Origin of the sequence: Citrobacter arsenatis, from assembly GCF_004353845.1 — a bacterium.
GTDB classification, from domain to species: domain Bacteria; phylum Pseudomonadota; class Gammaproteobacteria; order Enterobacterales; family Enterobacteriaceae; genus Citrobacter; species Citrobacter arsenatis.
The window spans coordinates 305,374-318,152 of record NZ_CP037864.1 but is presented as its reverse complement, the minus strand read 5'-3'; the positions used below and the strand labels follow the sequence as shown (position 1 = coordinate 318,152).

Genomic DNA, 12,779 nt, shown 5'->3' with positions numbered 1-12,779 from the left:
ACGTTTAAACGTTTAGACATCCAGATAGCTGAAGATACCCAGGAATCGTGCGAATGTCGAGCCTGCATCCTCAAGTTGAGAAAGTTTCACGGCTCCTTGCTGTAGAATAGTGCAGTAAAGAAAAAAGGAGAATGCTATGACCCTTACCATTCGTCGTTCGCGTCAGGACGAAGGAGATAAGTTAGTTTCTATTTGGTGTCGCTCGGTGGATGCCACGCACCATTTCCTCTCTGCTGATTATCGGATTGAGCTGGAGGAGCTGGTACGTTCATTTTTGCCAGAAGCTCCGCTCTGGGTTGCGGTAACGGAAAAGGATGAGCCAGTCGCCTTTATGCTGCTGACCGACAAGCACATAGATGCATTGTTTGTCGATCCAGATGTGCGTGGTAGTGGCGTTGGTAAGCTGCTGATCGAACATGCTTTATCGTTAACATCGACACTGACAACTGACGTTAACGAACAAAATGATCAAGCGGTGGGGTTTTATAAGAAGATGGGCTTTAAAGTGACGGGACGTACAGAGGTGGACGATCTCGGACGACCGTATCCGCTACTGAAACTGGTGCTCGGGTAATGATGTAGACTGTTGTAGGCCGGATAAGCCGCGATGTGCCTGATGCGCTGCGCTTATCAGGCCTACCTGGTGGTGCCGTTGTTGGCCGGATAAGGCCGCACGCCGCTTCCGGCAGTGTTCACCCCGCACAGACGCAAAAAAGCCCATCCGGCAGGATGGGCTTCTTCACTAATTTAAAACAAAAGGCCCAGTCTTTCGACTGAGCCTTTCGCTTTTATTTGATGCCTGGCAGTTCCCTACTCTCGCATGGGGAGACCCCACACTACCATCGGCGCTACGGCGTTTCACTTCTGAGTTCGGCATGGGGTCAGGTGGGACCACCGCGCTACAGCCGCCAGGCAAATTCTGTTTATCAACACACCTTTTTGGTCTGTCGATTTAATCTGTAATCAAGCTGAATATCGTATCTCTTTCGCCAAAACATCTTCGGCGTTGTAAGGTTAAGCCTCACGGTTCATTAGTATCGGTTAGCTCAATGTATCGCTACACTTACACACCCGACCTATCAACGTCGTCGTCTTCAACGTTCCTTCAGGAGACTTAAAGTCTCAGGGAGAACTCATCTCGGGGCAAGTTTCGTGCTTAGATGCTTTCAGCACTTATCTCTTCCGCATTTAGCTACCGGGCAATGCCATTGGCATGACAACCCGAACACCAGTGATGCGTCCACTCCGGTCCTCTCGTACTAGGAGCAGCCCCCCTCAATTCTCCAGCGCCCACGGCAGATAGGGACCGAACTGTCTCACGACGTTCTAAACCCAGCTCGCGTACCACTTTAAATGGCGAACAGCCATACCCTTGGGACCTACTTCAGCCCCAGGATGTGATGAGCCGACATCGAGGTGCCAAACACCGCCGTCGATATGAACTCTTGGGCGGTATCAGCCTGTTATCCCCGGAGTACCTTTTATCCGTTGAGCGATGGCCCTTCCATTCAGAACCACCGGATCACTAAGACCTGCTTTCGCACCTGCTCGAGCCGTCACTCTCGCAGTCAAGCTAGCTTATGCCTTTGCACTAACCTCCTGATGTCCGACCAGGATTAGCTAACCTTCGTGCTCCTCCGTTACTCTTTAGGAGGAGACCGCCCCAGTCAAACTACCCACCAGACACTGTCCGCAACCCGGATTACGGGTCTACGTTAGAACACCAGCCATTAAAGGGTGGTATTTCAAGGTTGGCTCCACGCAGACTGGCGTCCACGCTTCAAAGCCTCCCACCTATCCTACACATCAAGGACCAGTGTTCAGTGTCAAGCTATAGTAAAGGTTCACGGGGTCTTTCCGTCTTGCCGCGGGTACACTGCATCTTCACAGCGAGTTCAATTTCACTGAGTCTCGGGTGGAGACAGCCTGGCCATCATTACGCCATTCGTGCAGGTCGGAACTTACCCGACAAGGAATTTCGCTACCTTAGGACCGTTATAGTTACGGCCGCCGTTTACCGGGGCTTCGATCAAGAGCTTCTCCTTACGGATAACCCCATCAATTAACCTTCCGGCACCGGGCAGGCGTCACACCGTATACGTCCACTTTCGTGTTTGCACAGTGCTGTGTTTTTAATAAACAGTTGCAGCCAGCTGGTATCTTCGACTGATTTCAGCTCCATGAGTAAATCACTTCACCTACATATCAGCGTGCCTTCTCCCGAAGTTACGGCACCATTTTGCCTAGTTCCTTCACCCGAGTTCTCTCAAGCGCCTTGGTATTCTCTACCTGACCACCTGTGTCGGTTTGGGGTACGATTTTGTGTTACCTGATGCTTAGAGGCTTTTCCTGGAAGCAGGGCATTTGTTACTTCAGCACCGTAGTGCCTCGTCATCACACCTCAGCGTTAATAAGGTACCGGATTTACCTGGAACCTCCGCCTACATGCTTAAACCGGGACAACCGTCGCCCGGCTAACATAGCCTTCTCCGTCCCCCCTTCGCAGTAACACCAAGTACAGGAATATTAACCTGTTTCCCATCGACTACGCCTTTCGGCCTCGCCTTAGGGGTCGACTCACCCTGCCCCGATTAACGTTGGACAGGAACCCTTGGTCTTCCGGCGTGCGGGTTTTTCACCCGCATTATCGTTACTTATGTCAGCATTCGCACTTCTGATACCTCCAGCAACCCTCACAGGCCACCTTCAACGGCTTACAGAACGCTCCCCTACCCAACAACACATAGTGTCGCTGCCGCAGCTTCGGTGCATGGTTTAGCCCCGTTACATCTTCCGCGCAGGCCGACTCGACCAGTGAGCTATTACGCTTTCTTTAAATGATGGCTGCTTCTAAGCCAACATCCTGGCTGTCTGTGCCTTCCCACATCGTTTCCCACTTAACCATGACTTTGGGACCTTAGCTGGCGGTCTGGGTTGTTTCCCTCTTCACGACGGACGTTAGCACCCGCCGTGTGTCTCCCGTGATAACATTCTTCGGTATTCGCAGTTTGCATCGGGTTGGTAAGTCGGGATGACCCCCTAGCCGAAACAGTGCTCTACCCCCGAAGATGAGTTCACGAGGCGCTACCTAAATAGCTTTCGGGGAGAACCAGCTATCTCCCGGTTTGATTGGCCTTTCACCCCCAGCCACAAGTCATCCGCTAATTTTTCAACATTAGTCGGTTCGGTCCTCCAGTTAGTGTTACCCAACCTTCAACCTGCCCATGGCTAGATCACCGGGTTTCGGGTCTATACCCTGCAACTTAACGCCCAGTTAAGACTCGGTTTCCCTTCGGCTCCCCTATTCGGTTAACCTTGCTACAGAATATAAGTCGCTGACCCATTATACAAAAGGTACGCAGTCACCCCATAAAGAGGCTCCCACTGCTTGTACGTACACGGTTTCAGGTTCTTTTTCACTCCCCTCGCCGGGGTTCTTTTCGCCTTTCCCTCACGGTACTGGTTCACTATCGGTCAGTCAGGAGTATTTAGCCTTGGAGGATGGTCCCCCCATATTCAGACAGGATACCACGTGTCCCGCCCTACTCTTCGAGTTCACAACATATGCACTTTTGTGTACGGGACTATCACCCTGTACCGTCGGACTTTCCAGACCGTTCCACTAACACACATGCTGATTCAGACTCTGGGCTGCTCCCCGTTCGCTCGCCGCTACTGGGGGAATCTCGGTTGATTTCTTTTCCTCGGGGTACTTAGATGTTTCAGTTCCCCCGGTTCGCTTCATTACGCTATGTATTCACATAATGATAGTGTGACGAATCACACTGGGTTTCCCCATTCGGAAATCGCCGGTTATAACGGTTCATATCACCTTACCGACGCTTATCGCAGATTAGCACGTCCTTCATCGCCTCTGACTGCCAGGGCATCCACCGTGTACGCTTAGTCGCTTAACCTCACAACCCGAAGATGTTTCTTTCGATTCATCATCGACTTGCAAAAATTTGAGAGACTCGAACACACCATTTTTCATTTCTTGTTTACGGAGAAATGAAACAGTGTGTCGTTTCAATTTTCAGCTTGATCCAGATTTTTAAAGAGCAAATATCTCAAACGTCACCCGAAGGTAAGTTTTGAGATATTAAGGTCGGCGACTTTCACTCACACATACCAGCAAGTGGCGTCCCCTAGGGGATTCGAACCCCTGTTACCGCCGTGAAAGGGCGGTGTCCTGGGCCTCTAGACGAAGGGGACACTGAAGTCTCAATCGCAAGACGCCTTGCTATTTACTTTTCATCAGACAATCTGTGTGAGCACTTCAAAGGCAGGTTCTTTAAGGTAAGGAGGTGATCCAACCGCAGGTTCCCCTACGGTTACCTTGTTACGACTTCACCCCAGTCATGAATCACAAAGTGGTAAGCGCCCTCCCGAAGGTTAAGCTACCTACTTCTTTTGCAACCCACTCCCATGGTGTGACGGGCGGTGTGTACAAGGCCCGGGAACGTATTCACCGTGGCATTCTGATCCACGATTACTAGCGATTCCGACTTCATGGAGTCGAGTTGCAGACTCCAATCCGGACTACGACATACTTTATGAGGTCCGCTTGCTCTCGCGAGGTCGCTTCTCTTTGTATATGCCATTGTAGCACGTGTGTAGCCCTACTCGTAAGGGCCATGATGACTTGACGTCATCCCCACCTTCCTCCAGTTTATCACTGGCAGTCTCCTTTGAGTTCCCGACCGAATCGCTGGCAACAAAGGATAAGGGTTGCGCTCGTTGCGGGACTTAACCCAACATTTCACAACACGAGCTGACGACAGCCATGCAGCACCTGTCTCAGAGTTCCCGAAGGCACCAAAGCATCTCTGCTAAGTTCTCTGGATGTCAAGAGTAGGTAAGGTTCTTCGCGTTGCATCGAATTAAACCACATGCTCCACCGCTTGTGCGGGCCCCCGTCAATTCATTTGAGTTTTAACCTTGCGGCCGTACTCCCCAGGCGGTCGACTTAACGCGTTAGCTCCGGAAGCCACGCCTCAAGGGCACAACCTCCAAGTCGACATCGTTTACGGCGTGGACTACCAGGGTATCTAATCCTGTTTGCTCCCCACGCTTTCGCACCTGAGCGTCAGTCTTTGTCCAGGGGGCCGCCTTCGCCACCGGTATTCCTCCAGATCTCTACGCATTTCACCGCTACACCTGGAATTCTACCCCCCTCTACAAGACTCTAGCCTGCCAGTTTCGGATGCAGTTCCCAGGTTGAGCCCGGGGATTTCACATCCGACTTGACAGACCGCCTGCGTGCGCTTTACGCCCAGTAATTCCGATTAACGCTTGCACCCTCCGTATTACCGCGGCTGCTGGCACGGAGTTAGCCGGTGCTTCTTCTGCGAGTAACGTCAATCACCAAGGTTATTAACCTTAATGCCTTCCTCCTCGCTGAAAGTACTTTACAACCCGAAGGCCTTCTTCATACACGCGGCATGGCTGCATCAGGCTTGCGCCCATTGTGCAATATTCCCCACTGCTGCCTCCCGTAGGAGTCTGGACCGTGTCTCAGTTCCAGTGTGGCTGGTCATCCTCTCAGACCAGCTAGGGATCGTCGCCTAGGTGAGCCGTTACCCCACCTACTAGCTAATCCCATCTGGGCACATCCGATGGCAAGAGGCCCGAAAGTCCCCCTCTTTGGTCTTGCGACGTTATGCGGTATTAGCTACCGTTTCCAGTAGTTATCCCCCTCCATCGGGCAGTTTCCCAGACATTACTCACCCGTCCGCCACTCGTCACCCGAGAGCAAGCTCTCTGTGCTACCGTTCGACTTGCATGTGTTAGGCCTGCCGCCAGCGTTCAATCTGAGCCATGATCAAACTCTTCAATTTAAGTTTGATGCTCGTGAATTAAACTTCGTAATGAATTACGTATGTTCACTCAGAGACTTGGTATTCATTTTTCGTCTTGCGACGTTAAGAATCCGTATCTTCGAGTGCCCACACAGATTGTCTGATAAATTGTTAAAGAGCAGTTGCGACGCGCTTTAGCGCTCTGTCGCGAGGTGGCGTATATTACGCTTTCCTCTTTCAGAGTCAACCCTCATTTTCAGGTTTTTCTCTTCAACCGGACCGGCTGTTTGTGTGAAGTGATTCACATCCGCCGTGTCGATGGAGGCGCATTATAGGGAGTTTCCTGTGGCCCGCAACCCTTAAATGACAGAAAAATGACTGACTGCTGCATTCCACAGCAAAACCCTGCCTTATACCCTTTTACACACAGAGTTATCCACAAACCACACGATCGTTTCTGCGATCCTTTCTTTATACGCGCATCCTTCAATAGAAAAAGAAGGGGGCAAAATCGAAAATTAAAAATTCGCGAGCGTTGCGCAAACGTTTTCGTTACAATGCCCCCGCACAACAAGGATGCCCCGTAAGGGGCGTTAGCTGAGTTTTTAGCCAAGAATTCACCTAACGCTCTCTGTAATAGTCAAATCCAGGGGATTTACCATGCAACAACGTCGTCCAGTCCGCCGCGCTCTGCTCAGTGTTTCTGACAAGGCCGGTATCATCGAATTCGCTCAGGCACTTTCCGCACGCGGTGTGGAGCTGCTGTCTACAGGCGGCACCGCACGCCTGCTAGCGGAGAAAGGTCTGCCAGTGACCGAAGTTTCCGATTACACCGGCTTCCCGGAAATGATGGATGGACGCGTGAAGACCCTGCATCCCAAAGTCCACGGCGGTATTCTTGGTCGTCGCGGTCAGGACGACGGAATTATGGAACAACACGGTATCGCGCCTATCGATATGGTGGTCGTTAACCTGTACCCGTTCGCCGAGACCGTGGCACGCGTTGGCTGCTCGCTGGAAGATGCAGTAGAGAACATCGATATCGGTGGCCCAACCATGGTTCGCTCCGCCGCGAAGAACCATAAAGATGTGGCTATCGTGGTGAAGAGCAGCGACTACGACGCCATTATTAAAGAGATGGATGCTAACGAAGGCTCTCTGACCCTCGACACTCGTTTCGATTTGGCGATTAAAGCCTTCGAACACACCGCCGCCTACGACAGCATGATTGCCAACTACTTCGGCAGCATGGTTCCAGCTTATCACGGCGAAAGCAAAGAGGCCGCTGGCCGTTTCCCGCGTACGCTGAACCTGAATTTCATTAAGAAGCAGGATATGCGCTACGGTGAGAACAGCCACCAGCAGGCTGCCTTCTATATAGAAGAGAATGTTAAAGAAGCGTCCGTTGCCACCGCGCAGCAGGTGCAGGGCAAAGCGCTTTCCTACAACAACATCGCTGATACCGATGCGGCGCTGGAGTGCGTGAAAGAGTTCAACGAGCCAGCCTGTGTGATCGTCAAGCACGCTAACCCATGCGGCGTCGCGGTAAGCACCTCTATTCTTGACGCTTACGATCGTGCTTATAAAACCGACCCAACCTCCGCGTTCGGCGGCATCATCGCCTTTAACCGCGAGCTGGATGCCGAAACCGCGCAGGCCATCATCTCCCGCCAGTTCGTGGAAGTAATTATCGCCCCATCTGCGACCGAAGAAGCACTGAAGATCACCGCTGCTAAGCAGAACGTTCGCGTTCTGACCTGCGGCCAGTGGGCACAGCGCGTACCGGGTCTCGACTTTAAACGCGTGAACGGCGGCCTGCTGGTTCAGGACCGTGACCTGGGTATGGTGACCGAAGGCGAACTGCGCGTAGTGTCCAAACGTCAGCCGACCGAACAAGAGCTGCGCGATGCGCTGTTCTGCTGGAAAGTAGCCAAGTTCGTGAAGTCCAACGCCATTGTTTATGCCAAAGAGAACATGACCATCGGCATAGGCGCAGGCCAGATGAGCCGCGTGTACTCTGCGAAAATCGCCGGGATTAAAGCCGGTGATGAGGGTCTGGAAGTGAAAGGCTCCGCGATGGCTTCCGACGCGTTCTTCCCGTTCCGCGATGGTATTGATGCTGCCGCCGCCGTTGGCGTGAGCTGCGTTATCCAGCCTGGTGGTTCTATCCGTGATGACGAAGTCATTGCCGCTGCCGATGAACACGGTATCGCGATGATCTTTACCGACATGCGCCACTTCCGCCATTAATCCACGGAGCAGACGATGAAAGTATTAGTAATTGGCAACGGCGGGCGCGAGCACGCGCTGGCCTGGAAAGCGGCGCAGTCGCCGCTGGTGGATACCGTTTTTGTTGCGCCGGGTAACGCAGGCACCGCGCTGGAACCCGCGCTGCAAAACGTGGCAATCGCGGTAACCGATATTCCGGCGCTACTGAGCTTTGCCCAAAACGAGAAGATTGATCTGACTATCGTCGGTCCGGAAGCGCCGCTGGTGATTGGCGTGGTCGATGCATTCCGCGCCGCTGGCCTGAAGATCTTCGGCCCAACCGAAGGTGCTGCACAACTGGAAGGCTCCAAAGCCTTCACCAAAGACTTCCTCGCGCGTCATAACATCCCGACCGCGGAATATCAGAATTTCACCGAGATTGAGCCTGCGCTGGCCTATCTGCGTGAGAAAGGCGCGCCGATCGTCATCAAAGCTGACGGTCTGGCTGCCGGTAAAGGCGTTATCGTGGCGATGACGCAGGAAGAAGCCGAAGCCGCCGTTCACGACATGCTGGCGGGTAACGCTTTTGGCGATGCGGGACATCGTATCGTTATCGAAGAGTTCCTCGACGGCGAAGAGGCAAGCTTTATCGTGATGGTCGACGGCGAGCACGTGCTGCCGATGGCCACCAGTCAGGACCATAAACGCGTAGGTAACGGCGATACCGGCCCGAACACCGGCGGCATGGGGGCTTACTCTCCGGCACCGGTAGTGACCGATGAAGTCCACCAGCGCACCATGGAACGGATCATTTGGCCGACCGTAAAAGGCATGGCGGCGGAAGGAAATACCTACACCGGTTTCCTGTACGCGGGTCTGATGATCGACAAGCAAGGCAACCCGAAGGTTATCGAGTTCAACTGCCGCTTCGGCGATCCGGAAACTCAGCCGATCATGCTGCGCATGAAGTCGGATCTGGTGGATCTTTGCCTGGCCGCCTGCGACGGTAAGCTGGATGAGAAAACCTCCGAGTGGGACGAGCGCGCTTCGCTGGGTGTGGTCATTGCCGCCGGAGGTTATCCGGGCAACTACAACACCGGCGATGAGATCCACGGCCTGCCGCTGGAATCTTCAACGGATGGTAAGGTCTTCCACGCTGGCACCAAACTCGCTGACGACGACCGTGTGCTGACCAGCGGCGGTCGCGTGCTGTGCGCCACCGCCCTGGGTCATACCGTGGCTGAAGCGCAGCAACGCGCTTACGCCCTGATGACCGACATCCGCTGGAACGGCAGTTTTAGCCGTAACGACATCGGCTGGCGCGCCATCGAGCGTGAGCAAAACTAACGGCTGAGCTTTGCCAGTAGCGTTTTGCGCGTAATACCTAACTGACGGGCGGCTTCGGTTTTGTTGCCACCCGTTTTTTCCAGCGCCGCCAGAATCACCTCTTTTTCCACATCCACCAGCGGTTGGATTTCGCCACTGTATTCCGTTTTTATCGGCGTTGCGGCAATCGCCATCGGCAGCTCACGTTCGGAAATATATTCCCCCGTTAACAACACCACTGACCGCTCAATCGCATTTTCCAGCTCACGAATATTACCCGGCCAGTCGTAGTGGATCAGCAGATCCATCGCCTGCGGAGTAAAACCTTTCACCGCTTTTCGGTTACGTGCAGCAAAGCGCTGGAGAAAATGTTCGGCCAGCAGCGGAATATCTTCCCGACGCTGGCACAGGGCTGGCATTTCAATGGTGACGACATTCAGGCGATAGTAGAGATCCTGACGAAAGCGCCCGGCGCTGACTTCCTCTGCTAGATCGCGATGCGTCGCGGCGATCAGCCTGACATTCACCGCAATAGTCTGGTTGCTGCCAACCCGCTGCACTTCGCGCTCCTGGATAGCCCGCAGCAGACGCACCTGCATCAGCGGTGAGATATCGCCAATTTCATCAAGAAATAACGTACCGCCATCGGCTTCCACAAAGCGCCCTTCCCGCCGTTTATCCGCCCCGGTAAACGCGCCTTTCTCGTGGCCAAATAGTTCGGACTCCAGCAGCGATTCATTAAGCGCCGCGCAGTTGAGCGTCACCAGCGGCTTATCGCTACGGGCGCTGCTGGCGTGTAACGCCCGGGCCACCAGCTCTTTCCCCGTGCCGGAGTCTCCGTGAATGAGCACCGTTGCATCAGAGGGGGCTACCATCGCGATTTCGTTGAGCAACTGCTGCATCGCCGGACTACTGCCAATCATGCCAAACTGCGCAGCCGACGCCGATGGCAGTTCAACGCCCGTTTCACGCGTATGCGCCAGCGCCTTTTCCAGCGTCTCCTGCAGACGGTCAAAATCCAGCGGCTTGATTAAGTAATCCAACGCTCCCGTTTTTAGCGCCTCAACGGCGGTCTCCACGCTGGAGAACGCTGTCATAATCAACACCGGAATCGCCGGATTCAGCGCTTTGATCTCTTTCAGCGTTGCGATGCCGTCCATTTCCGCCATGCGTACATCGCACAGCACCAGATCGAATACGCGTTCGCGCACCTGTTCCAGCGCCGCTCGCCCGCTATAGGCTAACGCGACCTCATAACCCCAGCCGCGCAGCAGCGCCTGTAAAATAGTGCAGTGGCTGATATCGTCATCGACCACCAGAATAGTGATTGTTCCGCGCGTCATCCTTGTTAATCCTGTTGTTTCGCTTTGGTCGGTAGCCAAAGGGTAAAGGTCGCGCCTTTGCCCTCAACGCTTGCCACTTGAATGGTACCGCCATGCTGTTCAATTATGTTCTGCACTACCGCCAGCCCGAGACCGGTTCCGTCAGCTTTAGTCGTGAAATAAGGTGTAAAAATCGCCTCCAGCTGTTCCGCTGCAATCCCTTTCCCGCTATCGGTTACCACGATTTTAACGCGATCGACGCTGCTTTCACTTGCTTCAACCGTAATCGTGCCCTGACGCCCAATGGCATGAATGGCGTTCAGGTACAGATTCAACAAAACTTGCGTCAGCCGGTCGGGATCGGCCTGAATAGCTGGTAGCGTGGAACTGGCCGAATACTGCAGCTGGATTTCACGGCTTGCCGCATCCTGACTCACCAGGTGTAATGAATGTGTGATGACCTCATTAAGATTAACTTGTTGCAACGCCAGATGCGCAGGTTTCACCAGCTCCAGCAGTTCGCTCACTACCCGATTTAAACGATCCGCCTCTTTCGCCATCACCTGAGCCAATTCGTGCGACTCGCCTCCTGCCGGGGTTCGTTCGGCAAAATACTTCGCTAAGCCTTTGATGGATGACAGCGGGTTACGAATCTCATGTGCAACCCCAGCCGCCAGATGCCCGAGCGCCATCAGTTTTTCTTTACGCTTCATCGCGTCCTGCAGCTCTTTGTACGAGCGCTGATAGCGCTGATACCAGAAGAACGTCAGCACGGTGGCCAGCAGCACGGCCGCCAGCGCAGAGAGGACTATAAGCGTGTTACGCCACTCTCTTGCCTGAGTCGCAGCCAAATCGCTGGCATCAAAGGCGATAAATATGGTTTGTGCAGGAGTGATAAGCTTTCCGTCATTGCTGGCGCAGCGCGCCATGCCATGGCGTCCGGGAACATACATCGGCTGGAACTGGCGATAAATTTCCAGGGCTGGCGTTTTTTCGCCGTCCCCCGCTGGAGTGTCAATATTTCGCCAGCTTTCTTGTTCCCCTGGATTTAGCTGTCGCAGGACATCCGGTGAATAAAGCGTTTTACCGACCATCACAGAATTGCTGTGAGTCATAATAACGCCATGCTCATCAACGACGGCAAACCATAGCACGCCGGGTTGTACGGCCATTTCCTCCAATAGCGTCTGCTGTTGAGCATGATGCATGCGCATCCCCATGCCTACGCGCGTACCAGACTCCAGAGCGCGGATCAGCACGCTGCCTTTTTCCAGTAGCGTTTGCCGTGCGGCACCGCTTTCCCGCCCATAGTCCCGAATGGTCATAATCGAAAACCAGCCGACCAAAATCAGGATCGACGCCAGCAAGAGTCGGCTCGCCCACCTGGCCGCCGTGTCCTTATAAAGACGCATACGCTCTCCCTTTACCCACCTGTTCCTTTCATCGTTGCCGGTATACAGCAGAAATCATGCCATTTTTTCTCCTTGAGAACCCTGCCCTCAGACACAAACAGCTGCAAGTAGCGGGTAAAAATGACCCGTTAGCGCATTCTGCCGAGTCATTTTTACTCGCTTCCCTACAGAGACGACGAGTAAAACGCCCGCAGGCCCGGGATTGCCGCTTTGGCACGGAAGATGCAACAGGGAATGTAAGCTAACCAACAGGAGAACGATCCATGAAACGGAACAACAAACTGGCGCTGATTGCACTCTCTCTTATCGCTCTGGCCTCCACCCCGGCGCTGGCGCAGAATCACTGGGGATATGGTGATGGAATGCAGCAACGGGGCGGTACGCCAATGACGACTGAACAGCAGGCTACCGCGCAGAAAATCTATGATGATTACTACTCACAAACCAGCGCGTTACGCCAACAGTTGACCTCCAAACGTTATGAGTACAACGCGTTGCTAACAGCCAGCTCGCCGGACACAGCAAAAATTAATGCCGTGGCAAAAGAGATGGAGGCATTGAGTCAGTCCCTTGATGAGCAACGCGTTAAACGCGATGTCGCAATGGCGCAGGCAGGCATACCTCGCGGAGCAGGAATGGGTTACGGTGGATGCGGCGGTGGCGGTTACCATCGCGGCGGCGGCCATATGGGGATGGGCCACTGGTAAAGG

General features: G+C 53.8%; 6 protein-coding genes, 1 tRNA gene and 3 rRNA genes. 4 read left to right on the top strand and 6 right to left on the bottom strand.

The features are described 5' to 3' along the window. Nucleotides 1-136: 136 nt before the first annotated feature. Nucleotides 137-574, top strand: coding sequence for an acetyltransferase (locus E1B03_RS02495; RefSeq protein ID WP_103771810.1), 438 nt, complete (start codon nucleotides 137-139; stop codon nucleotides 572-574). 223 nt (nucleotides 575-797) lie between these two features. On the opposite strand, the gene rrf is transcribed toward E1B03_RS02495, so the two are convergent. The 4 genes from rrf to E1B03_RS02475 form a co-directional block, all read right to left on the bottom strand. After that, a 5S ribosomal RNA gene (gene rrf / locus E1B03_RS02490) occupies nucleotides 798-913 on the bottom strand. A 97-nt stretch (nucleotides 914-1,010) separates the two neighbouring features. Then, nucleotides 1,011-3,917, bottom strand: a 23S ribosomal RNA gene (locus E1B03_RS02485). Nucleotides 3,918-4,139: 222 nt separating this feature from the next. Beyond that, nucleotides 4,140-4,215, bottom strand: a tRNA-Glu gene (locus tag E1B03_RS02480). Nucleotides 4,216-4,300: 85 nt separating this feature from the next. After that, a 16S ribosomal RNA gene (locus tag E1B03_RS02475) occupies nucleotides 4,301-5,840 on the bottom strand. The 16S, 23S and 5S rRNA genes sit together here with 1 tRNA gene alongside, the layout of an rRNA operon. A gap of 621 nt (nucleotides 5,841-6,461) precedes the next feature. Between E1B03_RS02475 and purH the strand changes: the two genes are divergently transcribed. Together purH and purD are read left to right on the top strand one after the other, a co-directional pair. Continuing rightward, the gene (purH, locus tag E1B03_RS02465; protein WP_103772106.1) at nucleotides 6,462-8,051 is read left to right on the top strand and encodes a bifunctional phosphoribosylaminoimidazolecarboxamide formyltransferase/IMP cyclohydrolase; all 1,590 of its coding nucleotides are present in this window, start codon (nucleotides 6,462-6,464) and stop codon (nucleotides 8,049-8,051) included. Nucleotides 8,052-8,066: 15 nt separating this feature from the next. Continuing rightward, nucleotides 8,067-9,356, top strand: a complete 1,290-nt coding sequence (purD, locus tag E1B03_RS02460; protein WP_133085634.1) for a phosphoribosylamine--glycine ligase — start codon at nucleotides 8,067-8,069, stop codon at nucleotides 9,354-9,356. Here the strand turns inward: purD and zraR are convergent. Continuing rightward, nucleotides 9,353-10,678, bottom strand: a complete 1,326-nt coding sequence (gene zraR / locus E1B03_RS02455) for a sigma-54-dependent response regulator transcription factor ZraR (protein ID WP_103772104.1) — start codon at nucleotides 10,676-10,678, stop codon at nucleotides 9,353-9,355. The genes purD and zraR overlap by 4 nt on opposite strands. 5 nt (nucleotides 10,679-10,683) lie before the next feature. Further along, nucleotides 10,684-12,069 carry a two-component system sensor histidine kinase ZraS gene (gene zraS, locus E1B03_RS02450; protein WP_133085633.1) on the bottom strand — a complete coding sequence of 462 codons (1,386 nt, stop codon included), beginning with the start codon at nucleotides 12,067-12,069 and terminating at the stop codon, nucleotides 10,684-10,686. 263 nt (nucleotides 12,070-12,332) lie between these two features. Here zraS and zraP point away from each other — a divergent pair, with 263 nt between their 5' ends. Then, nucleotides 12,333-12,776 (top strand): zinc resistance sensor/chaperone ZraP, encoded by a 444-nt coding sequence (zraP, locus tag E1B03_RS02445; RefSeq protein WP_103772102.1) that lies wholly within the window; start codon nucleotides 12,333-12,335, stop codon nucleotides 12,774-12,776. Nucleotides 12,777-12,779: the final 3 nt, after the last annotated feature.

Coding starts and splice junctions, on each gene's coding strand:
- zraR (WP_103772104.1), bottom strand. CDS start 10,678: ATGACGCGCGGAACAATCACTATTCTGGTGGTCGATGACGATATCAGC.
- purD (WP_133085634.1), top strand. CDS start 8,067: ATGAAAGTATTAGTAATTGGCAACGGCGGGCGCGAGCACGCGCTGGCC.
- zraP (WP_103772102.1), top strand. CDS start 12,333: ATGAAACGGAACAACAAACTGGCGCTGATTGCACTCTCTCTTATCGCT.
- E1B03_RS02495 (WP_103771810.1), top strand. CDS start 137: ATGACCCTTACCATTCGTCGTTCGCGTCAGGACGAAGGAGATAAGTTA.
- zraS (WP_133085633.1), bottom strand. CDS start 12,069: ATGCGTCTTTATAAGGACACGGCGGCCAGGTGGGCGAGCCGACTCTTG.
- purH (WP_103772106.1), top strand. CDS start 6,462: ATGCAACAACGTCGTCCAGTCCGCCGCGCTCTGCTCAGTGTTTCTGAC.